Below are 26,591 nucleotides of genomic sequence, written 5' to 3' on the forward strand. Positions count from 1 at the left end.
CGTACCCGCAAGATTCGTGCCCCGCTGACCCGTTGCCGCCGATGAATACGAATCAACATCAATGCGGAATCTTGGCCCCGAGTGGCAGTGGGCTTTTATCGAAAATCTCGTATCAGAAACGGCCGTGGCATTTTCAGGTAGCGAGCGGACGCGGCGCCGCGCACGGTCGCGCCACCTCCGCACCACGCAGCCCTCGCCCGGTGACAGGTTGGCTACCCTCGGCCGGGCCCGGTGCGACGAGCGGGGTCAGGCCGTGACCGTCACGTGGACGACCCACTTCACCTGCGGCGACGGGCACGGTGTCGGCAGGTGAAGGCAGTCCCCGTCGCTGATCGTCGACACGTCGGCCTGGCCGGCCGCGACGGCGACGTAGCGGACGAGCAGAGGTTGGCCGGTCGGGTAGCCGCCGGTGAGGTCGCTGCGGACCAGGGGGCCGCTCGGTGCGACGGTGGGTGGCCGGTACATGCTCGGCAGGCTCACCTTGAGGGTGTCGCCGATGCGCAGGGCGACGGTGCGCGCGTTGTCGATCTGCGTGACGGTGACGGTCTGCCCGGTGCCGCTCGGGGCCGGGAGGACCTTGACGTGCACCAGCCACAGCGCCACCGGTGCGCCGCACGGCGGCGTGGTGTGGTGACACGCGTTGTCGGTCTGCGAGCTCAGGTCCGAGTCGCCGGGCGCGACCGCGCGGTACAACGCGGAAACCGGCTGCCCGGTCGGGTACCCGCCGGTGCTGGACTGCTGCGCCAGCGCCACGCCGGAGACGGTGGGCGGCCGGTAGTCGGCGGGCAGCACGACGCCGAGTGCCTGTCCGGCGAAGACGGTGACGGTGGTCCCGTTGTCGGCGGTCGTGATCGTCACGTCGGCACCGGCCGGCGGCGTCACGCTCGGCGACCCGGATGCCGGCGGCGCGGCGTCGTTGCCGCAGCTGAGTGTCGGCGCCGGACCGGTGCCCGCGAGCTGCATGCCGAACGTCGTCGACGCGCCCGGTCCCAGCGCCCCGTTGTACCCCGCGTTGACCGCGGTCGCCGTGCTGCCCGACGTGGAGGCCGTCGCGCCCCACGCCGACACGATTCGCTGCCCGCTCCCGAGCGTCCAGCTCACCGTCCAGGTCGTGGCGGCCGTCGCCGACGTGTTGACGACGGTGACGGTGACGATCTCGCCGCCGGTCGTCCCGCTGCCCCACGCCGAGTCGATGTGTGCCGTAGCGCTGCATCCGCCCGCCGACCAGGGAATGGTTGCTGCGCTGCCGGCCAGTACCGGGGTCAGCACCGCGAGTACCGTCGCGCTGACGGCCACTCCGGCCAGAGCCATCCGTCTCGACACCGTCATGGCGCCGGACGGTAGCAGCTACGCCGCATGGAATCAAGGCCATCGATGTATGGCTTCGCCGACGACTACCACTGGCGCGACGGGATCGGCTCGCGCGAGCGGCGCCCCCGGATGGTGAACTCTCACTGGGACGACGTGGTCGAGGACAGCTCCTTCGGCACGCACGAGTTCATGGCGCTGTGCGAGCTGCTGGGCGCGGAGCCGTACGTCTCCGGCAATGTCGGCTCGGGCAGCGTGCGGGAGATGTCCGAGTGGATCGAGTACCTGACCCGCGGTGACGACTCGCCGATGGCCGCCCTGCGCCGGGCGAACGGGCGCGACGAGCCCTGGCGGGTTCCGTTCTGGGGGCTGGGCAACGAGGCGTGGGGCTGCGGCGGCAACCTGCGCGTCGAGCAGTTCGCCTCGCTGGCCCGCCAGTACGCCACCTACGTCCGAGACCACGGCGACAACACGGTCTACCGGATCGCCGCGGGCGCGAACGGCGACGACTACCACTGGACCGAGACGCTGCTGCGCTCCTTCGACGACCTGGCGGCGCCCGACTCCCGCGCCTGGCCGTTCCAGGCCGTCTCGCTGCACTACTACACGATGACCCGGGGCTGGTCGGCGAAGGGCGCGGCCACCGGCCGCGAGCCCGCCGGGATCACCGAGCACCCGCGCGGCCTGGCGGTCGAGCTGCCCGCGCACGCGTACCTGACGGTGGCGCTGGACCTGGCCTGACCGTCACCCACCCGCACCTCGGACGACGGCACTAGGCGAGGGTCGTGCGTTCCCCGGCGGCGAGGGTGAGCCGGCGGGTGTGCCGGCTCCCGGCCCGGTCGCGCCACCGGGCTTCGACGGTGGTGTCCGCGGTGGCCACCAGCGTCGCGGCCACCACGGCCCCGTCCACCCAGGCGAGTTCCGCGACGGTGACCGCGCCCCGGGCCCGCAGGCCGGCCACCGAGCCGGTGGCCCACGCGGTGGGCAGGGCCGGCAGCAGCTCGATGACGGGGGCGCCGTCCTGCACGAGGTGGCTCTGCACGAGCAGTTCCGCGATCGCCGCGGTGACGCCGAAGTTCCCGTCGATCTGGAACGGCGGGTGGGCGCAGAGCAGCGAGGGGTACACCCCGCCCTGGTGCTCGCCGCCGGCCGGGGTCAGGTACGCGCCGAGCAGCCGGTGCGCGGCGTCGCCGTCACCGAGCCGGGCCCACAGGCCGATCTTCCAGGCGATCGACCATCCGGTGCCGGCGTCACCGCGTTCGGTGAGCGACCTGCGCGCCGCCGCCCGCAGCCGGGGGTCGCGGGCGACCGTCTGCCCCGGGTAGAGGCCGACCAGGTGGGACAGGTGCCGGTGGTGCGGCTCGACCTCCGGGTACTCGGCCGACCACTCCAGGAGCTGTCCGCGCGAGCCGACCCGCAGCGGCGCGAGCCGGGCCAGCGCGGCGCGTACCTCGTGCCGGCCGGCCACCGCCGCGTCGCCGAGCGGCAGCCCGGCGGCCTCCAGCGCCGCCTGGGCCTCCAGGACGAACTCGAACAGCTCGCGGGCCAGCGTCAGGTCCATCGCCGTACCCGCGTCGACGCTGGCCGGGCCGTCGCCGGTGCCGAACTCGTTCTCCGGGCTGGTCGACGGTGAGGTCACCAGGTGACCGTCCGGGGCATCGACGAGCAGGTCCCGTACGAAGCGTGCCGCGTCCAGCGCGACCGGCAGCACCACCTCGGCCAGGAAGCCGAGGTCCCGGCCGAAGCGCCAGTGCTCGGCCAGGTGCAGGGACAGCCAGGCCCCGGCCAACGGCCACTGCGCCCACTTCGGGTCGCCGTGCCCCTTGCCCACCGGCACGGTGATGCGCCACAGGTCGGTGTTGTGGTGGCAGGTCCAGCCGCGTGCCCGGTAGATCTCGCGGGCGGTGCCGCGGCCGGCCACCGCGAGGTCGGTGACCAGGCGCAGCAGTGGCTGGTGGCACTCGGCCAACGCCGTGGTCTCCGCCGGCCAGTAGTTCATCTGGGTGTTGATGTTCACCGTGTACTGGCAGTTCCACGGCGGCGCCACCTGGTCGTTCCAGATGCCCTGCAGGGTGGCGGGCTGGCTTCCCGGGCGGGACGCGGCGGCGAGCAGGTACCGGCCGAAGGCGAAGGCCAGCACGCACAGCTGCTCGTCCGGGTCGCCGGCGGCGCGGCGGGCCAGCCGGACGTCGGTGGGCAGCTCCGGCGCGGTGGCGTCGAGGACCAGGCGCACCCGGTCCATCAGCGTCCGGTGCTCGGCCACGTGGGCCGCGCGCAGCGCCGCCCACCCGGCCGCGCCCGCCGCCCGCACCTCCGTGGCGCAGCGGGCGAGGCACGCCTCGACGTCGCGGCCGGGTGGGGTGTCCCAGGTCGTGAAGCCGGTGCGGATCGCGACGAACACCGTCACCGCGGTGGCCGCCCGTACCGCGAGCACCGGCCCGTCGGGCCGCTCCTCGATCCGCACGGCAGCCGCGTCGCCCTCGACCGTGGCCGTACACAGGGCGGCGGCACGCATCGCCGGGCTGTCGGCGTCGCCCGGCACCACCCCGTCGGTGCGCGGCCAGGGCACCACGTGGCGCGGTGCGGTCAGCACCAGTGCCAGCCCAGCCGACCCGTACCCCCGCATCTCCGCCCGGGGCTGCGGCGTGGCCCACCGCAGGTCCAGCCGGAGGCCGTCCGGGTCCGTGGTGGACAGCCGCACGGCCAGGACCTGGTGCCCGACGCTCGCGAACACCTCCTGCCGGACCGGGCCGCGCTCGACCACCGCGACGCCGTCGCGCAGGTCCAGCCAGCGCGCGTAGGTCGCGCCGGCCGGGCCGTCCGGACCCAGGTGGCTGATCCGCAGGTCACCGACCGGTTGGTACGCCTCGGCGTCGGCACCCTGCGTGCCGCGCAGCAGCGCTCCCGCCGCCACCGACCGTCCGGCCCGGACCAGGTCGCGTACCTCCTCGAGCAGTCCGGGCGGCACGTCGGGCGGTGCCGTCTCACCCGGGCCGGACCAGAAGGTGTCCTCGTTGAGGCTGATCCGTTCGTCCGGGAATCGGCCGTGCACCATGGCGCCCAGCCGGCCGTTGCCCACCGGCAGCGCCTCCTGCCAGCATTGGGCCGCGGCCTGGAACCTCAGCTCCCGCAGCACCCGCATCTCGCGCTCCTGCCCGATGGGCCGCCCGGGACGGCGGCGAGGCCGAGCATGCCAGCCCGGAACGTACCGCGGCGACCCCCTCCGCCCGGGCAGTGGAGGCCGAAACTTTCGGCACCGTCCGGTAAGGAAGCTGCGCTGTCGGCCCGTGGTCCCGCTGGCAGCAGGATCGTTGACGGATGACGTGGCACTTAGTAGCCTCAGCGCACGAAATCGTGGCATGTAAAAGTCTCGATAATTTCCACAGCGCCGATCGGCGATCCCGCCAACGATGGGGCCACCGCTGACCCGCCGCCGCGGCGACTCGTCAGCGCCTGTCCGCGGTGCCCACCGCGGGTAGGACCGCCACCCTGATCCGCCGTGGTCACCCGGACCGCGGCGGCTCACGACCACCGTATGGAGGGCCGTTGAAACGCGTCCGGATTACCGCAACCATCTTCGCCACCGTCGCGCTCCTCGTCGCCGGTTGCGGGGGATCGGGCGGCGACTCCAACTCGTCCGATTCGAAGACCTTCGAGTTCTGGTCGTTTGCCAACATCCACCAGAAGGACGACGTCGACGTCTACACCAAGGCGCACCCGGATGTGCACATCAAGCTCACCGAGGTGGGCAGCACGACCGAGACCGCCCAGGCGCTCACCACCGCGCTGGCCGGTGGCAAGGTGCCCGACCTGGTGCTGATCCAGGCTGACGACCTGCCGAAGTTCATGCAGTCTCCGGACAACTTCGTCGACCTCACCACGCTGGGCGCCAACGACATCAAGGGCAACTACCTCGACTGGGTGATGGCACAGTCGACGACCAAGGACGGCAAGATCATCGGCGTGCCGACCGACGTCGGTGGCCTGGCGGTCGCCTACCGTACCGACCTGTTCAAGGCGGCCGGCCTGCCCACCGACCGGGAAGAGGTCGCCAAGCTCTGGCCGACCTGGGACGAGTTCATCAACGTCGGCAAGCAGTACGTCCAGAAGACCGGCAAGCCGTTCGTGGACAACACCCCGACCAGCGTCTTTTTCCAGGCGGTCAACCAGGGCAGCCAGCGCTACTACAGCGCCGACCGCCAGCTGGACTACGACAACGAGCAGGTCAAGGCGGCGTTCGACATAACGCTGAAGGCCTTCGGCGCGGGCATCTCCGCCAAGCAGGGGTCGTTCTCGACCGGCTGGACCGCGGCCATGAAGAAGGGTGACTACGCGGTGGTGTGCTCGCCGTCCTGGATGCTCAGCCAGATGAAGACGAACGCGCCCGAGACCAACGGCAAGTGGGACATCGCCACCATCCCGGGTGGTTCGGGGAACTGGGGTGGCAGCTTCCTCGCCATCCCCAAGCGGGCCAAGAACGCGAAGGCGGCGTGGAACTACATCTCCGAGATGCAGTCGCCGAAGGGTCAGCTTGGTCACTTCCTGATGCAGGGATCGTTGCCCACCACGCCGTCGGTCTACACCGACCCGCAGCTGGTCGGCAAGACCGACCCGTTCTTCAGCAACGCGCCGATCGGCAAGATCTACACGCAGTCGGTGCTGGGGATCAAGCCGTTCTACTTCGGTCCGCAGGACGGCCCGGTCGGCACCGAGTTCCTCAACACGCTCACCAGCGTCGAACAGGGCAAGGTGGACCCGGCCAAGGCCTGGGACACCGCGCTGACCAATGTCAAGAACGCGGTACGCGGCTGACGGACGACTGATGCCGCAGCCGGGTGTCGCCCGGCTGCGGCGTCTCGGGAAGGTGACGCCTTGACCACCATGCTCAGCCCGGCCGCCGCCGCACCGGACCTCCGGACACCCGGCCGAAAGCGGCGGGTCCAACAGAGCGTACGGGAGCGGCTGGCGCCGTACGCGTACATCTCGCCGTTCTTCGTGCTCTTCCTGATCTTCGGCCTCTTCCCGTTGCTGTTCACCTTCTACATCTCGCTGTTCGACTGGAATCCCATCGGCGAGCACCGCTTCGTGGGGCTGGAGAACTTCACCGAACTCGTGCACGACCCGCGCTTCTGGGGCGCGCTGCGCAACACGTTCAGCATCTGGGTGCTGTCGACGGTGCCGCAGTTGCTCCTGGCGCTCGGCCTGGCGCACCTGCTCAACCATGCGCGGCTGCGGCTGGCCACGTTGTTCCGGATGTCGGTGCTCGTTCCCTACGTCACCTCGGTGGCGGCCACGACCATCGTCTTCGCGCAGATGTTCGACCGGGACTACGGCATGATCAACTGGTTCCTCGAGCTGCTGGGCTTCGACCACATCGACTTCACCGCGTCGCTGTGGGGCAGCCACATCATGATCGCCACGATGATCGCCTGGCGCTGGACCGGGTACAACACCCTGCTGTACCTCGCCTCGCTCCAGTCGGTGCCCCGGGAGTTGTACGAGGCCGCCGCAGCCGACGGCGCGAACGGCTGGAAGCAGTTCCTGCACGTCAGCATCCCCTCGCTGCGGCCGATCATCGCGTTCACCGTGGTGACGTCGACCATCGGTGGGCTGCAGGTGTTCACCGAGCCGCTGCTGGTCAACCCGGTGGGTGGACTGACCTGCGGGGCGGCCCGGCAGTGCCAGACCGTCACGCTGTACCTGTACGAGCAGTCCTTCGGGCAGTTCCACTTCGGCTACGGCGCGGCGGTCGGGGTCGCACTCTTCGTCATCGTGGTGGCCTTCTCCGCGTTCAACTACCTGCTGGCCACCCGCATCCGCTCGGAGCGCCCATGAAGCCCGCACCCTCGACCGCCACACCCGCGCGGGTCCGGCGGCGCCACGCCAACCGCGTCCCGATGGCGGTGTACGCACTGCTCACCCTCATGGCACTCGTCAGTGTCTTTCCGCTCTACTGGATGTTCGTGGTGGCGACAACGGACACCGCCACCGCGACGACTCTGCCGCCGCACCTCACACCCGGCGGCAACTTCCTGCACCTGGCGAAGCTGGTCTTCACCATCGTGCCGTTCGTGCAGTCCCTGCTGAACAGCCTCATCGTCGCCAGCACGGTCGCCGTGGGCCAGGCGGTGCTCTGCGCGTTGGCCGGCTTCGCCTTCGCCAAGCTGTCCTTCCCGGGCCGCAACACGCTGTTCCTCATCGTCGTGCTGACCATGACGGTGCCGGCGCAGTTGGCCATCGTCCCGCAGTACCTGATCATCTCCGAGTTCAACTGGGTGGACACCCTGCAGGCGGTGATCGTGCCGGGGTTGGTCAGCGCGTTCGGCATCTTCTGGATGCGCCAGCACATCGGCAGCAGCATCGACGACGAGCTGATGCACGCGGCGCGCGTGGACGGCGCGACCACCTGGCAGATCTTCTGGCGGATCGCCTTCCCGCTGGTCCGCCCGGCGGCATTCGTGCTGGGGCTGTTCACCTTCGTCTACGCGTGGAACGACTTCCTGTGGCCGTTCATCGTGTTGAAGTCGCCGGAGAACTACACCGTCCAGATCGCCATCAAGGCGCTGCAGCAGAACCGGGACATCGACCTGGGCCTGGCCATGTCCGGCTCATTCCTGGCCACCATTCCCCTGCTGGTGCTGTTCGTCTTCGTCGGGCGGCGGCTGGTGCAGGGAATCATGGAGGGCGCGTTCAAGGGATGAGGTGTCACCGCCGTTTCCGGGTCCGGCACCGCCGGTCAGTTCGCTCCAGTACGTCGTGTCGCCCACTGGGAGGTAACTGTGCGCGATGACATCCGAGCCCACCTGAGCCCGTCCGCCGCTGGACCGGGAGGGCCGGTCCGGGGCCCTCACCTGTCGCGCCGGGCGCTGCTGGGGCAGGGCGCGCTCGCGCTCGCCGGGTTGTCGCTGGGCCTGTCGGAGCCGGCGTTCGCGGCGCCGGGGCCGCCCGGCGGGCCGGGCGGGGCGGGCCCGTTCGGGCCGGTGGTGGTGGCGGATCCCGGCAACGGGGCGTCGTACGCCCGCGCCGTGCGGCTCGAGGGATCGAACACCCTGCTGGCGACCTTCCAGCAGTTCGGTGCGCCCGGGTTCCCGATCTTCCGCAGCGACGACGGCGGTCACAGCTGGCACCGGCACAGCAACGTGCCGGGCACCGACGAGGCCGCGGGGTGGTGGCTGCAGCCGTTCCTGTACGTGCTGCCGCGTGCCTTCGCCGGCCTCCCGAAGGGTGCGGTGCTGTGTGCCGGCAACTCGCTGGACAACTTCTCCAGCACGACGATCCAGCTGTACGCGAGCGTCGACGGTGGGGCCACCTGGACGTTCCTCAGCACGGTCGCCGAGGGTGGCGCGCCGGTACCGGAGAACGGCTACACGCCGGTATGGGAGCCGTTCCTGCTGCTGTACCGGGACCGGCTCATCTGTTACTACTCCGATCAGCGGGACCCGAAGTACGGGCAGAAGTTGGCCCATCAGAGCAGCCGGGACCTGCGCACCTGGGGTCCGGTGGTCAACGACGCCGTCGGTACGGACTACAGCCAGCGCCCCGGCATGACCACCGTCGCGCAGGTGCACCACAGCTTGTGGATCATGACGTATGAGGGCGGCGGCAACACCGGCGACAACTTCTACGCCGTCCACTACAAGCTGGCGAAGGACCCGGAGGCGTTCGGCCCGGCACCCGCCCTCGTGCTGCACGACCAGGACGGCTACGTCCCGTCGGCCGCCCCGGTCGTCTCGTGGTCGGACTCCGGCGGCCCGAAGGGAACGATCGTGGTCACCGCCAACAGCGACCAGGACCTGTTCCTCAACCGCGACCTCGGCGACCCGGACAGCTGGGAGCGGGTGCCCTGCGCGATCCCGGGCGGCTACAGCCGGTACACCATGCCGCTGGCGAGCACCGGATCGTGGCGCGAGCCCGGCCTCGTCTTCGTGGTGACCGGTCCGTACTACGCCGAGAACGGACCCATCCAGGCCGGCGTGGTGCGACTGCCCTGACAACTACTACGGCTGCGGCGGCGATGCGGGGTCGCTGTCCGCGCGGGGCCGCGGCCAGTCAGCGGACGACACCGTGGCCGGCCCTCCGCCGTGCCGGTGAGCGGGCGGGCGGAGGCGCCGGCCGGTCAACGTGCCGACCGGTAATCGAACCAGTCGAACCGGGCGGTTCCCTCGGTGACGTACATGCCGATGACCCGGCCGGTGAACCCGGAGGCGACCTCGGTGGACAGGTAGCGCCCGTCGAGCTCCGCCAGGCACGCCCAGCCGGCCTCGGTCTCGACCTCGAAGCTGATCGTGTCGCTCCCGGCGGCGAGGACGCCCACGTGGCCCGCCTGCGCCAGGGCGTCGGACGAGGTGACCGTCGGGGGCAGCACGTTGTCGGTCCGGATGCTCAATGCCACGGTCACCGCCCCGGCGGGCACCGGGCACTCCCCGAACACCTGACGAAACGGCCCGACCCGGCCGACGACCCGGGCCTGCCCGCGCGCGATCTCCAGCTCGTAGTGATGCGCCTCGTCGATCCTGATGGTCAGGCCCGATCGGCCGGTGCCGGGATCGATGCGGGCGCTGACCCGGCAGTCATGGTGCTGTTGGCGGCGGCCGACGATGGTGGCGCCGCTCCGGTCGAGGCTCGCACCGGTCGCGTGCAGGGTCAGCCAGCTGGGCCGGTCGGTCAGCGACCACGCCGAGGCCGACCGGTTCCGGGGAGAGATCCACTGCGCCCCCAGCCGGTCGCCGTCGAAGTCATCCCGGTCGTCCCACCCGCTCGTCCCCGCCGGGCCGGTGTCGGTCGAGACCGGGTCGACCACCGGCCACCCGTCGACCCAGCGCACCGGCACCAGGAAGGTCTCCCGCCCCAGGACGTGGTACGGCGGCCACTGGCCCCTGGGCCGGATGCCCAGCAGCACCATCCACCACCTGCCGTCGGCGGCCTCGACCAGGTCGGCATGTCCGGTCGCCTGCACCGGCCGGTCGGTACCGCGATGCGTCAGGATCGGGTTGGCCGGCCCGGGCTGGAACGGCCCGCGCGGCGAGCGGGCGCGGGCGACGCTCACCGCGTGGCCGGTGTGCGTGCCGCCCTCCGAGACCAGCAGGTACCACCAGTCGCCGACCCGGTACAGATGCGGTGCCTCGGGATACTGGCCACCCGTTCCCGACCACATCGTCACCGGCCCTTCGAAGACCTCTCCGGTGCGCGGGTCGATCCGGTACGACTCCACCCCGGACACCGTCAGCCAGCAGTTGCCGTCCTCGTCCCAGGCCAGGGACGGGTCCACGTGGGGCAGGTCCAGGTAGACCGGATCCGACCAGGGGCCGGCCGGGTCGGTCGCCGTCACGATCAGGTGCCGACCGAGCGTGACATTCGTGGTGACCATCCAGAACCGGCCGTCGTGGTAGCGGATGGTGGGCGCGTAGATGCCCCGCGAGGCCGGCGTGTCGGCGGGCAACTCGAGTTGGCCGGGGCGGTCGAGCACGTTGCCGATCTGGCGCCAGCGGCACAGGTCACGGCTGTGGAAGATCGGCACGCCGGGCGTGTACTCGAAGCTGGAACACACCAGGTAGTAGTCGTCACCGGCCCGGCAGATGCTCGGATCGGGCCAGAAGCCCGGGAGAATCGGGTTGCGGTAGCTGAGGGCGTCACCCTCCGCCGGCACCGGTTCCATCGCTCCACCCCTTCCCTGGTACGGGCACGACGCGCGTGCGCGGCTCGGCGGCCGGCGCTGAGTCAGCATGCGACAAGGGCGCGCGTCTGCATAGCCCGCCCGGCACGGATTCCCTGCCGCGACCCGGGTTCAGGGACCGGTCGTATCGTTGATCATCTCCGGGACCAAGGATGAGTGATGACAAATCTCCGCCGCCGACTGTCCGGCCGGCTCCGGCGTGCCCGTCGCGACCCGGCCACGGAACCCCCGTACGCCGTCACCGTGCGGCGCAGGCTGCGCGTGCCGATGGACGACGGCGTCGAGCTGATCGCCGACCTCTACCTGCCGGTCGGCCCGGTGGAACCGCCGCTGCCCACGATCGTGGTCCGCTCGCCGTACGGCCGGCACGGCTCGCTCACCCACGCGCAGGCGCTGGCCGGCGAGGGGTTCACCGTGCTGGTGCAGAGCTGCCGGGGCACGGGCGGCTCCGGCGGCAGGTTCCGACCCCAGCTCGACGAGCAGCGCGACGGCATGGCCACCCACCGGTGGGTACGCCGCCAGCCCTGGTGCACCGGCACCGTCGCGACGTACGGGGAGAGCTACCTCGGCTACACCCAGTGGGCCGTGGCGGGACGGATGTGCCGCGAGGACCCCGCGAACGCCCCGGACGCGCTGTGCCTGAACGTTACGATGGCCGACTTCGGCCCGATCACCTGGACCAACGGCGCCTTCTCACTGGGCGGCTCGCTCGGCTGGTCACGCCTGATGGACCTGCGGGGCGTGCGCGGCGCCCTGGTCCGGGCGCGGCTCGCGCGGCGGCCGGACCGGAAGCTGGCCGAGGCTTTCGACGTGCTGCCGCTGTCCCGCGGCGACACCGCCGTGGCCGGCCACCCGATCCGCTGGTACCAGGACTGGGTGGCCCACGAGGCGCTCACCGACGACTACTGGACCCAGCAGTCGCACACCGCGTCGGTGCCCGACGTCACCGCGCCCGTGTACCTGGCCACCGGCTGGTACGACATCTTCCTGCCCTGGCAGCTGCGGAACTACGCCCAACTCGTCGCGGCCGGTCGCCCGCCGCGGCTGACCGTCGGCCCGTGGGGCCACCGCGGCGAGCAGAGCCCGTTCCTCGCCGAGTCGATCGCGTTCCTCAAGGAACACTTCGCCGGCGCGCCCGCGACCCGGCCGGCGCCCGTGCGCGCCTTTCTCACCGGCGCGGAGCAGTGGCACGACCTGCCCGCGTGGCCACCGCCGGGCACCGCCGCGCAGCGGTGGCACCTGCACCCGTCCGGGCTGCTCGACCCGGCCGTCCCCGACGCGGGCGTCACCCGCTACAGCTACGACCCCGACCGGCCCACCCCCGCCCTCGGCGGCCCCAGCATGGGCCCGAACCCCGGGCCGGTCGACAACAGCGCCCACGAACGCCGCCCGGACGTGGTCGTCTTCCGCAGCCCACCGCTGGAGCACGCGGTCGTCCTCGCCGGGGAGCCGATCGCCCGGGTCCGGTTCCGCTCGACGGCCGCCAGCGCGGACCTGTTCATCCGGATCTGCGACGTGCACCCCGACGGCCGCTCGATGAGCGTGTGCGACGGCATCCGCCGGATCGGCGGCATCGGCACCGCGGCCACCGACCCGCGGCCCGACGAGGACGGTTTCGTGACGCTGGACGTGCCGCTGTGGCCGGCGTTCCACCGCTTCGCCGCCGGCCACCGCGTCGCCGTGCAGGTCAGCTCCGGAGCGCACCCGCGCTACGCCCGCAATCCCGGCACCGGCGAACCCGCCGCCACCGCGACCACCACCGTACGGGCGGAGCAGGAGATCTCCCACGACGGCGCCCACCCGTCCCGGATCGACCTGCCGATCTGGACCGGAACGGCCACTACCCGGCGGTCGCGCTGAGATCCCGGGTGGTGTGCGCGCGGATGCCCGGATCAGGTGCGTCGGCGAACCGGGCGACGACCGCGCGGACATGCTCCTGAGCGGGCGCGGCGAGGCCGTCGTAGACCGCGACGAACAGTTCCCGGGCGCGGGCCCGGGGCCAACCGGGGGGCATGAGCTGGATCGGCAGCTGCGGGTCGAGGACGGGGAAGCGCCGGTAGGTGTCCATCACCGCGGTGCGGGTCGCGACCGCCTGGGCGCCGGTGATCCGCCCGGCCCGCACCCGCGGGAGCAGCGGCTGCCACCGCTGGATGAAGGTCTCGTACTGGTGGGCGATGGCGGCCACGTCCCAGGCCTCGAGCGGGGACCGGTTGCTCGGGCTCGCCAGGTCCACGTGACGCGCCCGGAAGATGCTCATCGCACCGACGCCGAAGGTCCGCAGGCGGGTCTCGACGGTCGGGTTCAGCGCGTCGGGGGAGACCCACAGCCCGTCGAAGAGCGACGCGAAGCCCAGCCAGCGCAGCTGGTCGCGCAGCGCGCGCCGGTGACCGTTCGCCTCCTGGGGCAGGGAGAAGGCGACCAGCGTCCAGCACCCGTCCCACGAGTCGGCGCCGGCGGCGAATCCGGCGATCCACGCCCCGCCGCTGAGCAGCTCGTCGGCTGCCGCCCGGGTCAGCCGGTACGAGCTGTGCCGCCCGTCCCGGCAGTTCTCCAGGACTCCCCGGCGGGCCAGCCGGCTGATGGCCGTACGGGCACCGGCGGTGCTGACCCCGGTCTCCGCGAGCAGCGCGACGATCGACGCCGAGGGCAGCCAGGCGCGCGTACGCGCGGTGTAGTCCGCGATCAAGGTCATCGCCAGGCCCTGCGGCGAGCTGCCGGCCTGGCGGCGGGGAAGCCGCACCGAGCCGGCGAGATCGGGGACCACGTCCTCCATTTCGTACGGGGTTACCACGGACACGCTCCGGTGCTCGGGATCGGGCTGGGCTCGACGACATCGGCAGGTCCATGATTATGCGCGGCGACCCGTGGCGCCCCGTCCCGGCATCGACCCCTGACATCGGACCCCTCGGCCAGGAAGGGCCCACCGGATGGCATCCGTATTCCATGTGGCGACCAGCGGTTCGGATCGCGCCGACGGCAGCGCCGAACGGCCGTTCCGGACGATCAACCGGGCGGCCGGCGTCGCCCAGCCCGGTGACACCGTGCTGGTGCACGCGGGGCAGTACCGCGAGTGGGTGAAGCCACGCTACGGCGGTCTCAGCGACGCCCGCCGCATCACCTACCAGGCGGCGCCCGGCGAACACGTGGTGATCAAGGGATCGGAACGGATCACCGGCTGGGAGCCACTCGGCGGCACGGTGTGGCGGGCGGTGGTCGACAACTCGCTGTTCGGCTCGTTCAACCCGTTCGCCGAGGAGCTGACCGGCGACTGGATCGTCTACCCGAAGGGTGCGCCCCGCCGGCACCTCGGTGACGTCTACCTGAACGGGTTGAGCGGCTACGAGGTGGCCAGCCGGGCCGAGGTCGACGACCCGGCGCCTTCGTCAACAACCTGATCTGCGGCACGCTGCGGCTGGAGCCGGTGCTGGACCGCGCCACGCCGTACCACCGGCCGCACAGCACCCAGGTCGCCGGGTACGCGGTGATCTACGGCGGCGACGACCGGTACGTGGGGAACCTCTTCCTGGGCGGTGACCAGGCCGCGGCCTACGGGCCGGGCGCGGAGGGCGAGGGACCGGCGCTGGCCGGCACCGCCGGATACGACGGCCATCCCGCGTCGTTCGCGGAGTACCTGGCCCGCCTCGACGACCAGCCGCCCAGCGACCAGCAGAAGTACCTCGACGTGAAACAACCGGTGTACGCCCGCGCGAACGCCTACGCCGCCGGGGCCCGGCCGTTCGAGGGGGAACGGGAACCACGGATGGTGGGCGCCGCGACAGTGGCCGTTGTCGACGAGGGCGACGCGGTCTGGCTCGTCGCCGACCTCCCCGAAGCGTTCGACGAGGCGCGCGTCGGTGTGGTCACCGGTCGGGACCTGGAACGGGTGCGGTGCGCCGACGCGGAGTTCGAGGAGGCGGACGGCAGCCCCGCCCGGATGCACCTCGACCTCACGGGTGAACGCCGGCAACCGGGACGGGAGGGCGCCGCCGGCCCGATCGCGGGCCTTCGGTCCGGGGCGAGCCGGACGCGCGTCTTCTGAGCACGGCCCCGCCCGGGCCGTACGGTCACGGCGCCGACGGTGGCGCCGTAACCGCCCCGCGCTTGGCCCGCTGGATCTGCGCGTAGACGTGGGTCCGCAGCTCGGTGAAGCGGGGCAGGGCCCGGCTGGTGAGCTGATCGCGCTCCGCCGGGAGGTCGATCACCAGGTCCTCCTGCACCCGGGTCGGGGAGTTGGACAGCACCAGGACCCGCTGGCCCAGGTACACCGACTCGTCGATGTCGTGCGTCACGAAGATCGTGGAGATCCCCCGGGTCAGGTGCAGCTCGCGTACGAGGTCCTCCAGGTCCGCGCGGGTCTGCGCGTCCACCGCGGCGAACGGCTCGTCCATGATCAGCACTTCGGGTTGGTACGCGATGGCGCGGGCGATCGCCACCCGTTGCTGCATCCCGCCGGAGAGCTGCCAGGGATGGCTGTCCGCGGACCGGGGCAGGCCGACCGCCTCGATCGCGTCGGCCACCATCCGGCGGCGTTCGGCGCGGGGAAGCTTCTTGTGGCGCAGCGGCAGCTCCACGTTGCCCTGGACCGTCAGCCACGGGTAGAGGCTGCGGCCGTACTCCTGGAAGACCACGGCCATCGCCGGGCTCGGGCCGGTCACCGGCGAGCCCTCCATCTCGACCAGGCCGCTGGTGGGCCGGAGCAGCCCGGCCAGGCATTTCAGCAGGGTGGTCTTTCCGCAGCCGGAGGGACCGACGACGCACACCAGTTCGCCGCGAGCCATGGTGAAACTGAGATCCCCGATCGCCTCGACCTCGCCCTGGGCGGAGGCGTAGACCTTCCGCAGGTGCTCGACCCTCAGCAGCGGGCTCCCGTCAGGCACGGGTGATCTCCTTCATTCCGTGGTACCAGCGCAGGACGCGGCGTTCGACGAGACCGAAGGCCACGGCGAGGAGGACGCCGATGAGGCCGAGCAGGAGGATGCCGCTCCACATCTCGGCGACCAGGTAGTTCCGTTGGAAGTAGGCGATCCGGTATCCGAGGCCGGCGGACGAGGCGAACATCTCCGAGATCACCATGAGGATCAGCGCCACCGAGAGCGCCTGCCGTACGCCGGTCATGATGCGCGGACTCGCCGCCGGGAGCACCAGCATCCACAGCCGTTCCCAGCGGGGGATCCGGAACGAGTCGGCGGTTTCCAGCATCACGCTGTCGGTCGCCCGGACGCCGTCGATCGTGTTCAACAGGATCGGCCAGACCGCGCCGGACACGATGACGACGACCCGCATCGTGTCGGTGATGCCGAGCAGCAGCATCATGACCGGGATCAGCACCGGCGGCGGCAGCGCCCGGAAGAACTCCAGCAGCGGCTCGAGGAGTTCGCGTAGCGGGCGGAGCCGCCCGATGACGACGCCGGCGGCGACGCCGAGGAGGATCGACGCGACGAGGCCGAGGGCGAGCCGGTACAAACTCGGCAGGACGTCGTCGACGAACGCCGGGCCGATCCAGGTCCGCCGGAACGCGTCGAGGATGGTGAGCGGGCCGACGAAGAACCGGTTCGTCGATCCGGCCGACCAGATGCCCCAGAGCACCACGGTCAGCACGGGCAGGCCGAGCGCGAACAGGACGTTCTCGACGGCCCGCAGGACCGGGCCGGGCAGCCGGGCCTTTCCTGCGCGGAGGGCGGTCATCGGGCGGCCTCCTCCGCGAGTATCGACTGGTGCCAGGCCAACGAGCGGCGTTCGACGAAGCGGAACACGACGTTCACCAGCAGACCGAGCATCCCGGTGACCACGACGAGGCCGTACAGGCCGACGGCGTCCCCGGCGGAGCGGGAGAGCTCGATCATGCGCCCGAGGCCGGGGTTGCCGATCACCATCTCCGCGGTGACGGCCAGGATGAGTGCGACCGCCGCGGCGAGGCGCAGACCGGTCAGCAGGTACGGCAGCGCGGCCGGGAGGACCAGGTACCGCAGGCGCTCCCGGCGGGTGAGGCGGAAACTGCGCGCGGTGTCCCGGGCCACCGTGTCGATGTCGGCGACACCGTAGATGACCTGCACGAACACCTGCCAGAACGCGGCATAGACGATGATGACGAGGGCGGCGCGCAGGTGCAGGCCGAACATCAGCACGGCGAGCGGGATCAGCGCGACCGACGGCACCGGCCGCAGGAACTCGACCATCGTGTGCGTCGCCCGCCGCAGGAACGGCACCATCCCGACCGCCGCGCCCAGCACGACCGCGGCCAGCGTCGCCATCGCCAGGCCGATCGCCCACGACGTCATGGTGTACGAGAGCCGCCGCCAGAACGCCAGGTCCCGCAGCTCATGGAAGAGCCACCCGATCACGTCCGTGACGTACGGCAGGTACTGCGGGTCGACCAGTCCCAGCGTCGGGATCAGTTGCCAGCCGACGAGGAACCCCAGCAGGCCGACGGCACCCAGCAGAACCTTGCGCACGGCCGGCTACTGCTGCTGGATGAGGCGGTCGAGGTCGGGCCGCCGGTCGAGCACGTGGTACTTCTGGGCGAGCGCCGCCAGTTGCTCCAGGCTCGCCCGGTCGAGTTCCCACCCGAACGCCGGCAGCCGCACGGAGTCCGCGACCGCATCCGGCAGCTCGAGATTGTCCTTGATGGCCTGCCGGAGGTTCGCCTCGTTGGCCGGATCCTTGGCCCAGGCCAGCGTCTTCTTCATCGCCGCCGAGAAATCCGCGACCAGCGCGGCGTCCGACTTCGTCAGCTTGGCCGACGTGATCGTGGTGAGGGTGGCCAGTCCCGGGACCGTGGCCTGATACGGCGCGACCACGAGCACGTCGCCGCGCTTGCGCAGTTGGGTGATGAACGGCTCGGTCACCCAGGCGGCGTCGATGTTGCCGGCCGCGAGCTGGGCCGGGGCGTCCGGGAAGGCGACCTCGACGAACTTGACCTTGGTCGGGTCGCCGCCGTCCTTCTCGACCGCGGCCATGATGGTGACATCGCCGGCGGCGCCCAGGCTGTTGACCGACACCTTGCGCCCGGCGAGCTGGGCCGGCCGGGTGATGCCGGATTTCGCCGATGCCACCACGGCGTTGATGTCGTCACCGTCCGGGTAGGACGACGCGTAGTTTCCGACGATCACCACGCCGAGGTTCTGCAGATCGGCGCGGAACGGGCCGAACGGCTGACCGATGGCGAAATCGATGTCGCCGTTGATCAGGGCCGGGATGGCCTGTGCGCCGCCCTGCGCGGGCAGCACCTCCACGTCGAGTCCCTGCTCCCGGAAGATGCCCGCCTTGATGCCGCCCCACAGCGCCGCGGTCTCGCTGATGGGCAGCGCCGCCACCCGGACCTTCCGCAGGTCGCCGCTTGCTCCGGGAGCCGGGGAGGTGGCATCGGAATCCGTACAACCCGTCAGGGCGATCGCGATGCTGGCGAGAACAGCGAGGGCGGTGACCTTCTTCATGGACGGGCCCTTCCGTGCGCAGCGCTGGTGCATCCCGACGAGTTGGGGCCGGCGAGGTGACGTGGACCGTCCGGCCGCGTCGATCAGCGTCAGGCAGAACAGATTGATTGTCAAGAATTCAGATATCGCCAGTGGCATTGCTATTCGAGGGCGCCGGTCCGTCGTACTTTCCATTGAGAAACGTCTTGACGCACGACGATTTTGTGACCAAACTGTGCGGTTGGTTGTGCGGCGGCGGAGGGGAGCGACGGCGTGGCGATCGTGATCGTGGGTGCCGGTATCGGTGGCCTCACCACCGCGCTCAGCCTGCACCGGGCCGGGTTCCGCGAGATCGCCGTCTACGAGCGTGCCGCCGCGCTGCGCCCGCTCGGCGTCGGGATCAACCTGCTCCCGCACGCCGTCCGTGAGCTGACCGAACTGGGCCTCGGCGAACGCGTGGAAAGCCTGGGCGCCGCACCCGGCACGCTGGCCTACTACAACCGGCACGGACAGCTGATCTGGAGCGAGCCGCGCGGGCTCGACGCCGGATATTGCTGGCCGCAGCTCTCCGTGCACCGCGGCCGGTTCCAGCTGGAACTCCTCACCGTGGTGCGGGAACGGCTGGGGGCCGACGCGGTGCGTACCGGGCACCGACTCGTCGGCGTCCGGGACGGTGTCGCGCGCTTCGAGACGGCGGCGGGGGAGGTCGGCGTCGCGGCCGACCTGATCGTCGGCGCGGACGGCATCCATTCCGCGCTGCGGCGGCAGTACCAGCCCGGCGAGGGAGCGCCGCTCTGGAACGGGCTGACGCTGTGGCGGGGCACGGCGCGGGCGCCCGGATTCCTGGACGGACGCACCATGATCATGGCAGGTGACGCGGAACAGAAGTTCGTCGCGTACCCGATCGGTCCCGACCTGATCAATGTGGTCGCCGAGCGGCGCGGTCCCGGTTTCGCCGGGCCGAACGCGGACTGGAACCGGGCGGTCGACCCCGCGCCGGTCGTCTCGCTCTTCGCGGACTGGCGGTTCCCGTGGCTCGACGTGCCGGAACTGCTGGCCGCCGCCGACGAGATCCTCGAATACCCGATGGTGGACCGGGACCCGATCGACAGCTGGACCCACGGGAACACGACGCTGCTCGGGGACGCCGCACACCCGATGTACCCGAACGGATCCAACGGCGCGTCGCAGGCGATCCTGGACGCGCGTACCCTCGCCTTCCACCTGGCCGGCGCGCCGACGCTCCGGCAGGCGCTCGACGCCTACGAGGCGGACCGGCGGCCGGCGACCACCGCGCTCGTGCTGAGCAACCGGCGGCAGGGCCCGGAACAGGTGATGGTGCTCGCCCACGAGCGCGCGCCGGACGGGTTCGCGCACATCCACGACGTCATCCCGCCGGACGAGCTCACCGAGATCGCCACCGGGTACAAGAAGGCGGCCGGCTTCCTGCCCTCCGCCCTCAACGAACGGGCCTCCCTGACGCCGGCGGCCTTCTCGGGCATCCTGCCGTGACCCGCCCGGACCCGACCGAGCTGGACGCGGCGCGACTGGCCTCGGTGATCTCGCCGCTGCGCCGTACGCTGCTCGCCGCCGCCCGGGCCGCCGAGCACCTGCCGGAGATCCCGGACGCGCAGATCGAGATCGTGCGGGCGCTGCCCCGGGGCACGGTGGCCGGTCCCGGCGAGCTCGCCGAACGACTCCGCCTGAGCCGCTCGACGGTCAGCAACCTGCTCACCGCCATGGAGGGCAACGGCCTCGTCGAGCGCCGCCCCCGTCCCGGCAACCACCGGCACGTCGACGTCCTCGCCACCGAGAAGGCCCTCGACCTGTTCGACCGCTTCGACCTCGCCAGCGGAGACCTGATCGCCCGCGCCGCGGCGACCCTGTCCGCGGCGGACCGGGCGGCCCTCGCCGCCGCGGTGCCCGCGTTGGAACGCCTGCGCGACGCCCTCACACGGACCAAGGAGGCTCCATGAGTACGCCGCCACGGCGGCCGGCGCACCGCGCCGACCGGGACAGCCGCCACCCCGATCCCCGCCCCCGCCGCGCCGACCTCCCGGTCGGCACCCCGTGAGGGCGCCGGCGGTTCCCGGTCTGGAGGCCGCGTTCGACGTGGAGGCCCGGCTCGGCGCGTTGGAGGACCACGGGGTGACCCGGGCCGGTCACCGCCGCGTCGTGCCGATCGTCGGCGGCCAGGTCACCGGCCTCTTCACGGCGGACATCCTCCCCGGCGGCGCCGACTGGCAACTGGTCCGACCCGACGGCGGGATCGAGATCGACACGCGCTACTCGGCGCGCACCGCCGACGGCGGCCACGTCTACATCCGTACCTTCGGCGTCCGCAGCGGCCGCCCGGAGATCCTCGAAGCGCTGCTCCGCGGCGACCCGGTCGACCCCGCCGAGTACTACTTCCGGCTGGGCGTACGGCTGGAGACCTCGGTGCCCGCGCTTGCCGTCCTGGAGCAGTCCCTCTTCGTGGCGTCGGCGATCCGCGAGGCCGACCGGGTCCGCTACACCGCCTACCGCGTCACGTAGGTCTTCCCGGGGTCCGGCGGAGCGCGGCGCCTGATCCGGCACGGTGCCGGGCGGGTGCTGAGCCGCACGCAGGCCACCCGGGCGGTGCCGCACGGACGGTCGCGGCGGTGGACCGGCGGCCGCGACCCGGGCGTGGCGTCGGCGCGGTGCGCGGTGTCCCGCGGCTATCCCGGCCCAGCTGCCCTGCGGGCCCGGTGCCAGCCGGCACCGGGCCCTGGGTAGTGCCCCGGTCAGGGACTGGTGCAGGTGATGTTGCTGGCCGGGGTGGCGCCATCCCCGGTCGCGGTGAACCCGAAGGTGGTCGAGGTGTTCGCGCCCAGCGTGCCGTTGTAGTCGGCATTTCGCACGGTGACGTTGCCGGTGGTGCCCGTGTTGGTGCCGTTCCAGAGGCTGCTGATGGCCTGGCCACTGGCCAGGGTCAACCGTACGGTCCAGCCGTTGATCGTGCTGGCGGTGTTGTTGGCCACGGTGACCTCAGCCTGGTAGCCGCCGGGCCAGGTGTTGATCGTGCGGTAGGTGGCGGCGCAGTTGCCCGGCGGTGCGGTCGTCGGGGGCGCGGTGGTGGGCGGAGCGGTGGTCGGCGGCGCGGTCGTCGGGGGCGCGGTGGTGGGCGGCGCGGTGGTCGGGGGAGCGGTGGTGGGCGGCGGGGTGGAGGTGAACTGGGTGAAGAATCGCCAGATCTCCCCCGAGGTCCAGGTCCGGGAGTCGTTGGGGCTGGACGATCCGTCGACCGGGCTGGGGGTGTGGTCCCCGTCGAACGCGGCCCACTGCACGGGGTAGCCGGCCCGGCAGCCCGAGTAGACGGTGGTGATGTGGCGCAGCGTGTTCAGGCCCGGCTCGGGCGGGTTCTGCGCGGTGCAGCCGTTGTTCCGCACGAACGTGTCGCGCAGCGACCGGCCCATGGAGATGTTCAGCACGCTGTCGTGGGTGCCGTGGATGCCGAAGTACGGCACCGGCGAGGTGCCGCCGTTGCATCCACTCAGGTTGGCGCCGGACAGGACCGCGACCGCCCGGACCACGGTGGGCCGGGCGCACGCCACGGCATAGCTCATCGCGCCGCCGTAGCTCCAGCCGAGCACGAAGCGCTGGGTGGTGTCGACGCAGAGGTCGCCCTCGACCTGCCGCAGGATGTCGTCGAAGAGGGTCAGGTCCCGCCCGTTGGTGTTGGCCCAGCCGGCGTCGATGCCCTGGGGCGCGACGAAGATCGTGCTGTTGTTCGCCAGCGGCGCGAGCCCGTAGTAGCCGGCCGAGGCGACGTTGTTCGCCGAGCCGTTCAGCCAGTGGAAGCCCACGACCAGCCGGTAGGGGTTGTTCCGGTCGTACCCGTCCGGGATCCGCAGGATGTAGCTCCGGTTCTGCCCGCCGCTCTGGATCGTGCGCGTACCGCTGGTGAGCGTCGGCGCCTTGCCGCAGCCCGCGGTCGCGGCGAGAGTGCCGTTCGTCGCGGCCTCCGCCGCGCTGCCGAAGCCCGCGCTCCACGCGCCACCGGCGGTCGCGGCGAGCAGAACCGCCGCGGCCGAGATGGATGAGAGAAGATGTCTCCGTTTCATTTCTGCTTGACTCCTTGCCATTGGTCGGGGGGTACCGGTGGTGTGGTGCGAGGCCGACCCCGGTGACGGCGGGACGCGCTCCGTCGACCGGCGGGTCAGCGAGGTGCGGGCGGCTTTTCCCGGCGACGCCCGGTGGGCATGGCGACGCCCGTTCCGCTTCGATCGGCGTGCTCGTGGTCCGGGCCCGGCGTACCCGCGCGGTGCGGCCGTGCGTCGGCGCCGGGATCGTCCGCGACGGCATGGAGGAGGGGCAGGTGACCGGACCGGCGTCGACCGGCGACCACGTGTGGTCGGCTGGCCCCGCGGAGCGCCCGGACTGGTCACCCACCGGCGAGGCGGTGTGGGTGGCCTGCCCCTCGGCGCGCCTTGCCGGCTGGATCGGTGAGCGCGAGCGTGCCCTTCGCCCGCGCGGCAAAAGATAGCATGTTATCGATAACATCCTCAATCGAGCGAGCCGCTCACCAGGTTCCCGGGCCGGCGTGCAACGAGGGAGCCTGGCCAGCCGCGGCCTGATCGAGGTGCTGGCAGCCCGCCTCGGCCCGGCGCCGTGCCAGTGGCGCGCGGGCCAGGTATTTTCCCTGGTGGATTGCCGATGCGGACGGGAGCAACGAGGTGAGCGAGGTGACCATCACCAACCGGCGGGCCGACAGCTCCGCCAACGAGGACCTGACCCGGCTCGCCCGCCAGGGCGCCGACGCCTTCGGCTACCAGGCCGACCTGCGCGTCGACCGCCGGCTCGCTCAGCTCCTGCGGCTGCGGGTGTCGCAGATCAACAACTGCACCTACTGCCTCAACCTCCACTACGAGGCGGCCCGGGACGCCGGCATCCCCCGACCGGTGATCGATACCCTGACCGCCTGGTGGGAGACCGACTTCCACGACGACGCGGCCCGCGCCGCCCTCGCCTACACCGAGGCGCTCACTCGCGTCGCGGACGCGACCGTCGCCAACGGTGTCGGCGCCCGGCACGCCGCGCTCGCCGAGCACTTCTCGGCCGACGAGATCCTCGAGATCATCGGGATCGTCATCAACATGAACGTCTGGACCCGACTCAAGCTGGCCGAGGGCGCCGCCCCCGGTTTCGCCGACCAGGCAGGGCCGTGAACCGGCTCACCCGCCGGGTCTGACCGGCCCGCTCCGCAGGCCGCTACCGGCGGGTGTCGGACGGGACGGACGCTGGTGCGGGCACGACGTCGGGCCGCGGCGGCCGCCGCTCGGGACGGGCCCGGACGCGCACCAGGTGGTGCAGCAGCAGCAGCGGAACCACGCCGACCGGGTACCAGGCCAGGTCGACCGGATCGAACCGCACCCCCAGCGCCAGCCTCGCCGCCAGGCTCCGTGCCGACAACTCGGCCGGCACTCCGGTCAGCTGCGCGCACTCCACCATCCAGCAGAACGCGGTGGCGACCACCCCGGCCGGCACCGGCGCCAGCCGCGGCCACAGGAACAGCACCCCGGCCCAGACCATCGACGCGTACAGCGCGGTGCCCGAGTACTGCCGCAGCGCCCCGTCGTCGAGAGCGCGGATCAGCAGCGCGAGGCCCAGGAACAGCAGCGCGGCCACCGGCATGAGCAGCCGCACCGTACGGGTCGTGATCGGCATTCTCGCGGTGGAAGGCACCGCACCACCGTACTGTCCGACCGCGGTGCCGGTCGGACAGCTACGGCGGCACCCGTCCGGCGACTCGGCTCACCTGCTCAGGAGTGGTTGCCAGCCGTCGCGGTAGCGCACGCCACGAGGTTGGAGCCGGACCTGGTCGTGCACCGCCCCGGGGACCGGCTCGGTGCGTACCTCTCGGGGCCGGTCGACCACCACGCAGACGTCCTCGCCGGGCCACCACCAGCCACAGGAGCGGGCCAGGCCAGCCCAGGCGTCGAGGTGTTCCGCCTCGTCCGGCCCGTACCGGGCGAGGCCGAGCCGGTGCAGCACGTCGTAGTAGGCGATCCAGTACGCGTCCTGCTGCCCGTACCAGCAGACGGGCACCGGGCCGTCGCCCGCCAGCGCCGCCCGCACCGGCAGGTAGTACCCGTGCGCGAGGCTCCGGTGCAGGGCCGTGCGTACGCCCTGGTGCAGCACGACAGCGAGCGGCACGCCGCGGTCGAGCGCCGCTACCGGCGCCAGTTCGGGCCATGGTTGCTTGGTCTTGCCCGTGCGTACGGGCGACAGCTCCGGATCGGGGTGCGTGACGCCCGCGCTCAGCGCGCCGCGTAGCTGGGCGGCGACCATGGCGATGTCGCTCGCCAGCGGCGGTGTTCCGCGCGGACGGGGGGTTCGGATGCGTTCGGAGAGTTGATCGAGGGTGGGCCAGCCGGTGATCAGGGGGCGCGCCTTGTCCGGCGAGTCGACCCATTCGAACCGGGGTCGCGGCCGTGAGGCCCGGGCGTAGATGGCGGTCAGACAATGCTCGGCGGTCGACCGGTCAGCCGGCTCGGTGGACAGGGCGTGGTCGAGCCATTCCTGGCGGATCCGGACGGCCTGCTGCCACAGGTCGTGCGGGTTGCCGCTGCGAACGGCCTGTGGCGGATTCGCGGCGTCGTCGCGCCGCGTGGGGGCGCTCAACGCGCCAGGGCGTCGCCGCCCTTCCGGTAGGAGATCATGGAGCGACTATGGCCCGCGAGGCGATGCCGGCGCAAGGCGGTTTTGCGCCCTGCCCGGCGTCGGCTGACCTCGCGGGAGCCGCCAACGCGGCCGCCGAGCGAACTGCGGCCGCAGGTCACGCGATGCGGATGGCCGGTATGGCCACCGCTCACTACTGTTGCGGGAGCCTCAGGCGGAACCGCCACCGTCCTCTGGGACGAGAACACGGCCGGCGGGGCCGGGCGCGGGATCCCGGACATGCTCCTGCGAACGGCCCGGTAGGCCCCCGGGTAGGCACACGTGGATGAGGAGTGGACGATGGGCCCCGACCACGATCCGCGTGATGTGCACGTGGTTGCGGTCGGCATCGACCAGTATGCGGCGGGCCGCGAGTGGAGCCTGGTCGGGCCGGCCGATGACGCCCTCCGGTTCGCCCGCTGGTTTGTGGCTCGGGACGTGCCGCCCGGGCAGGTGACCGTGCTGTCGTCGCCCTATCCCGGCCGGGACGCCGTCCCGCCGGGAGTCGTCCTGCGGCCAGCCGACCGGGCGACCGTACGTGAGGTGCTGTTGCGGGAACTGCCGGCGCGGCAGGCATCGACCCTCTACGTGATCTGGGGCGGCCACGGCTATGTCGACACCGGCCGTCGCCGGCGGCTCTACTACGCCGATGCCACCGCCACCGACGCCGCTTCCCTCGACCTCGACTCGATGCTTGCCACGTTCGCCTCCGACCTCGTGCCGGCATTCGATCAGCAGGTGTGGATCATCGATGCGTGCCAGCTGCACGATCGACCGCAGGGCGTGTCCGTGCCCGGCAGCGAGACCTTCCCCGTCGGAACGCCGATCGCCGGCCGGCGACAGGACGTCCTGTTCGCCGCCGGCCTCGGCCAGGTCGCGGCCAACCTGGGGGTGCGGCGCACCGGACTGTTCAGCCGGGAGGTCCTGCGGCTGCTCGACAACGGCGAGGCCGGTCGGCTCGCCCAACCCGAGCGGCTCATGTCCACCCTGCGGGAACGGTTCGCCGTGCTGCGGGCGAGCGGTCTGACCGCGCAGACCCCGACCTATCTCTGGCACCGCAACGCCCTCGGGGACGAGGGTCTGCTTCTGCACCGATCCGAAGCCGGGACCGTGGCGCCCGCGGCGCCGGCGCCCCCGTCACCGTCTCCGGCAATGCTGGGCCCCCTGGTGGACGCGCTGCTCGAGGTGCCGGAGTTCCTGCGACCGAACGACCGCGAGGAGATCCTGACCCTGTTGCGTGGCCAGGTGTACGCGGCCATCCGGCGCAGCAGCGCGGCGCGGCACGATGCCATCAGCGTTGTGCGAACGTGTCTGCGGTATCCGGGAGCCCTGTCCGAACTCGTCGAGGCGGTTCGTTTCTTCGCCACCGACGACGCCGCGATGACCCGGGTCGAGGACGCCGCCGCGCGGCTGGTGCCGTATTCCTGACCGCACGACGCTGGTTTCCGTGAGCGTCCACATCGGAAGGCGTCAGCGGGATTCGGCCTGTGGCGCCCGTCGCTCGGCGCTTTCGCCGC

Annotated in this window: 24 protein-coding genes and 1 pseudogene; 13 read left to right on the plus strand and 12 right to left on the minus strand. The window is 71.8% G+C overall.

Translation table 11 applies throughout. The annotated features are described in order from the left end of the window. Positions 1–246: 246 nt before the first annotated feature. Positions 247–858, minus strand: coding sequence for a hypothetical protein (locus AB0I11_RS04035; protein WP_357313506.1), 612 nt, complete (start codon positions 856–858; stop codon positions 247–249). 138 nt (positions 859–996) lie between these two features. Beyond that, positions 997–1,329 (minus strand): annotated as a pseudogene (locus tag AB0I11_RS04040) (cellulose binding domain-containing protein); the annotation flags it as partial. 27 nt (positions 1,330–1,356) lie between these two features. On the opposite strand from AB0I11_RS04040, the gene AB0I11_RS04045 reads away from it, so the two are divergent. Then, on the plus strand, positions 1,357–2,049 hold the full coding sequence (locus AB0I11_RS04045) for a hypothetical protein (protein WP_357312578.1): 693 nt from the start codon (positions 1,357–1,359) through the stop codon (positions 2,047–2,049). Between the two features lie 31 nt (positions 2,050–2,080). Here AB0I11_RS04045 and AB0I11_RS04050 read toward each other — a convergent pair whose 3' ends face one another. After that, the gene (locus AB0I11_RS04050; RefSeq protein ID WP_357312583.1) at positions 2,081–4,450 is read right to left on the minus strand and encodes a glycoside hydrolase family 95 protein; all 2,370 of its coding nucleotides are present in this window, start codon (positions 4,448–4,450) and stop codon (positions 2,081–2,083) included. 404 nt (positions 4,451–4,854) lie between these two features. Between AB0I11_RS04050 and AB0I11_RS04055 the strand changes: the two genes are divergently transcribed. The 4 genes from AB0I11_RS04055 to AB0I11_RS04070 all read left to right on the plus strand — a co-directional run bounded on the left by AB0I11_RS04055 (position 4,855) and on the right by AB0I11_RS04070 (position 9,299). Next, positions 4,855–6,120: an extracellular solute-binding protein gene (locus AB0I11_RS04055; protein ID WP_357312586.1), complete on the plus strand. Its 1,266-nt coding sequence runs from the start codon at positions 4,855–4,857 to the stop codon at positions 6,118–6,120. A gap of 69 nt (positions 6,121–6,189) precedes the next feature. Next, positions 6,190–7,143, plus strand: a complete 954-nt coding sequence (locus tag AB0I11_RS04060) for a sugar ABC transporter permease (RefSeq protein ID WP_357313484.1) — start codon at positions 6,190–6,192, stop codon at positions 7,141–7,143. Positions 7,144–7,205: 62 nt separating this feature from the next. Then, positions 7,206–8,009 (plus strand): carbohydrate ABC transporter permease, encoded by an 804-nt coding sequence (locus AB0I11_RS04065; RefSeq protein WP_357312590.1) that lies wholly within the window; start codon positions 7,206–7,208, stop codon positions 8,007–8,009. Positions 8,010–8,087: 78 nt separating this feature from the next. Further along, on the plus strand, positions 8,088–9,299 hold the full coding sequence (locus AB0I11_RS04070; RefSeq protein ID WP_357312594.1) for a sialidase family protein: 1,212 nt from the start codon (positions 8,088–8,090) through the stop codon (positions 9,297–9,299). A gap of 125 nt (positions 9,300–9,424) precedes the next feature. On the opposite strand, the gene AB0I11_RS04075 is transcribed toward AB0I11_RS04070, so the two are convergent. After that, a complete protein-coding gene (locus AB0I11_RS04075) occupies positions 9,425–10,963 on the minus strand; it encodes a glycoside hydrolase family 43 protein (RefSeq protein WP_357312597.1) in 1,539 nt (512 codons plus the stop codon). 177 nt (positions 10,964–11,140) lie between these two features. On the opposite strand from AB0I11_RS04075, the gene AB0I11_RS04080 reads away from it, so the two are divergent. Further along, positions 11,141–12,841, plus strand: a complete 1,701-nt coding sequence (locus AB0I11_RS04080; RefSeq protein ID WP_357312604.1) for a CocE/NonD family hydrolase — start codon at positions 11,141–11,143, stop codon at positions 12,839–12,841. Here the strand turns inward: AB0I11_RS04080 and AB0I11_RS04085 are convergent. Continuing rightward, complete coding sequence (locus AB0I11_RS04085; RefSeq protein WP_357312609.1) at positions 12,822–13,778, minus strand: PaaX family transcriptional regulator C-terminal domain-containing protein; 957 nt, start codon at positions 13,776–13,778, stop codon at positions 12,822–12,824. The genes AB0I11_RS04080 and AB0I11_RS04085 overlap by 20 nt on opposite strands. 130 nt (positions 13,779–13,908) lie before the next feature. On the opposite strand from AB0I11_RS04085, the gene AB0I11_RS04090 reads away from it, so the two are divergent. Next, a complete protein-coding gene (locus AB0I11_RS04090) occupies positions 13,909–14,376 on the plus strand; it encodes a DUF1565 domain-containing protein (protein ID WP_357312612.1) in 468 nt (155 codons plus the stop codon). Positions 14,377–14,402: 26 nt separating this feature from the next. Beyond that, positions 14,403–15,020 carry a hypothetical protein gene (locus AB0I11_RS04095; RefSeq protein WP_357312616.1) on the plus strand — a complete coding sequence of 206 codons (618 nt, stop codon included), beginning with the start codon at positions 14,403–14,405 and terminating at the stop codon, positions 15,018–15,020. 25 nt (positions 15,021–15,045) lie between these two features. Here the strand turns inward: AB0I11_RS04095 and AB0I11_RS04100 are convergent, their stop codons facing one another. Genes AB0I11_RS04100 through AB0I11_RS04115 form a run of 4 tightly spaced genes read right to left on the minus strand, consistent with a single transcriptional unit; the run spans position 15,046 to position 18,552 of the window. Beyond that, the gene (locus AB0I11_RS04100) at positions 15,046–15,858 is read right to left on the minus strand and encodes an ABC transporter ATP-binding protein (RefSeq protein WP_357312622.1); all 813 of its coding nucleotides are present in this window, start codon (positions 15,856–15,858) and stop codon (positions 15,046–15,048) included. Beyond that, the gene (locus tag AB0I11_RS04105) at positions 15,851–16,666 is read right to left on the minus strand and encodes an ABC transporter permease subunit (protein WP_357312627.1); all 816 of its coding nucleotides are present in this window, start codon (positions 16,664–16,666) and stop codon (positions 15,851–15,853) included. Before AB0I11_RS04105 ends, AB0I11_RS04100 begins: the two co-directional genes overlap by 8 nt. After that, entirely contained in the window at positions 16,663–17,433 is a 771-nt protein-coding gene (locus AB0I11_RS04110) for an ABC transporter permease (RefSeq protein WP_357312633.1), read from the minus strand. The genes AB0I11_RS04105 and AB0I11_RS04110 overlap by 4 nt, the downstream gene beginning before the upstream one ends. A 6-nt stretch (positions 17,434–17,439) precedes the next feature. Further along, positions 17,440–18,552 (minus strand): ABC transporter substrate-binding protein, encoded by a 1,113-nt coding sequence (locus AB0I11_RS04115; protein ID WP_357312638.1) that lies wholly within the window; start codon positions 18,550–18,552, stop codon positions 17,440–17,442. Between the two features lie 114 nt (positions 18,553–18,666). Here AB0I11_RS04115 and AB0I11_RS04120 point away from each other — a divergent pair, with 114 nt between their 5' ends. From AB0I11_RS04120 to AB0I11_RS04130, 3 genes are all read left to right on the plus strand, one after another. Then, positions 18,667–19,905, plus strand: a complete 1,239-nt coding sequence (locus tag AB0I11_RS04120; protein ID WP_357312641.1) for a flavin-dependent oxidoreductase — start codon at positions 18,667–18,669, stop codon at positions 19,903–19,905. Beyond that, on the plus strand, positions 19,902–20,369 hold the full coding sequence (locus AB0I11_RS04125) for a MarR family transcriptional regulator (protein ID WP_357312646.1): 468 nt from the start codon (positions 19,902–19,904) through the stop codon (positions 20,367–20,369). The genes AB0I11_RS04120 and AB0I11_RS04125 overlap by 4 nt, the downstream gene beginning before the upstream one ends. A 94-nt stretch (positions 20,370–20,463) precedes the next feature. After that, the gene (locus tag AB0I11_RS04130; RefSeq protein WP_357312650.1) at positions 20,464–20,928 is read left to right on the plus strand and encodes a DUF3237 family protein; all 465 of its coding nucleotides are present in this window, start codon (positions 20,464–20,466) and stop codon (positions 20,926–20,928) included. 230 nt (positions 20,929–21,158) lie between these two features. Here the strand turns inward: AB0I11_RS04130 and AB0I11_RS04135 are convergent, their stop codons facing one another. After that, entirely contained in the window at positions 21,159–22,478 is a 1,320-nt protein-coding gene (locus AB0I11_RS04135) for a cellulose binding domain-containing protein (protein ID WP_357312654.1), read from the minus strand. Between the two features lie 612 nt (positions 22,479–23,090). On the opposite strand from AB0I11_RS04135, the gene AB0I11_RS04140 reads away from it, so the two are divergent. Continuing rightward, positions 23,091–23,582: a carboxymuconolactone decarboxylase family protein gene (locus AB0I11_RS04140; protein WP_357312659.1), complete on the plus strand. Its 492-nt coding sequence runs from the start codon at positions 23,091–23,093 to the stop codon at positions 23,580–23,582. A 43-nt stretch (positions 23,583–23,625) separates the two neighbouring features. Here the strand turns inward: AB0I11_RS04140 and AB0I11_RS04145 are convergent, their stop codons facing one another. Further along, positions 23,626–24,099 carry a DUF2809 domain-containing protein gene (locus AB0I11_RS04145; protein ID WP_357312662.1) on the minus strand — a complete coding sequence of 158 codons (474 nt, stop codon included), beginning with the start codon at positions 24,097–24,099 and terminating at the stop codon, positions 23,626–23,628. A gap of 69 nt (positions 24,100–24,168) precedes the next feature. Beyond that, complete coding sequence (locus tag AB0I11_RS04150; protein WP_357312666.1) at positions 24,169–25,038, minus strand: DUF6745 domain-containing protein; 870 nt, start codon at positions 25,036–25,038, stop codon at positions 24,169–24,171. Positions 25,039–25,374: 336 nt separating this feature from the next. Between AB0I11_RS04150 and AB0I11_RS04155 the strand changes: the two genes are divergently transcribed. Further along, entirely contained in the window at positions 25,375–26,502 is a 1,128-nt protein-coding gene (locus AB0I11_RS04155) for a hypothetical protein (RefSeq protein WP_357312669.1), read from the plus strand. Positions 26,503–26,591: the final 89 nt, after the last annotated feature.

The organism is Micromonospora sp. NPDC050495 (genome assembly GCF_040655175.1).
Lineage (GTDB): Bacteria > Actinomycetota > Actinomycetes > Mycobacteriales > Micromonosporaceae > Micromonospora.

Bases quoted from the DNA above. Each gene is read 5' to 3' on its own strand.
- AB0I11_RS04050 (WP_357312583.1), bottom strand. From the start codon at position 4,450: ATGCGGGTGCTGCGGGAGCTGAGGTTCCAGGCCGCGGCCCAATGCTGG.
- AB0I11_RS04080 (WP_357312604.1), top strand. From the start codon at position 11,141: ATGACAAATCTCCGCCGCCGACTGTCCGGCCGGCTCCGGCGTGCCCGT.
- AB0I11_RS04090 (WP_357312612.1), top strand. From the start codon at position 13,909: ATGGCATCCGTATTCCATGTGGCGACCAGCGGTTCGGATCGCGCCGAC.
- AB0I11_RS04155 (WP_357312669.1), top strand. From the start codon at position 25,375: ATGGGCCCCGACCACGATCCGCGTGATGTGCACGTGGTTGCGGTCGGC.
- AB0I11_RS04065 (WP_357312590.1), top strand. From the start codon at position 7,206: ATGGCGGTGTACGCACTGCTCACCCTCATGGCACTCGTCAGTGTCTTT.
- AB0I11_RS04060 (WP_357313484.1), top strand. From the start codon at position 6,190: ATGCTCAGCCCGGCCGCCGCCGCACCGGACCTCCGGACACCCGGCCGA.
- AB0I11_RS04075 (WP_357312597.1), bottom strand. From the start codon at position 10,963: ATGGAACCGGTGCCGGCGGAGGGTGACGCCCTCAGCTACCGCAACCCG.
- AB0I11_RS04105 (WP_357312627.1), bottom strand. From the start codon at position 16,666: ATGACCGCCCTCCGCGCAGGAAAGGCCCGGCTGCCCGGCCCGGTCCTG.
- AB0I11_RS04115 (WP_357312638.1), bottom strand. From the start codon at position 18,552: ATGCCACTGGCGATATCTGAATTCTTGACAATCAATCTGTTCTGCCTG.
- AB0I11_RS04135 (WP_357312654.1), bottom strand. From the start codon at position 22,478: ATGAAACGGAGACATCTTCTCTCATCCATCTCGGCCGCGGCGGTTCTG.
- AB0I11_RS04045 (WP_357312578.1), top strand. From the start codon at position 1,357: ATGGAATCAAGGCCATCGATGTATGGCTTCGCCGACGACTACCACTGG.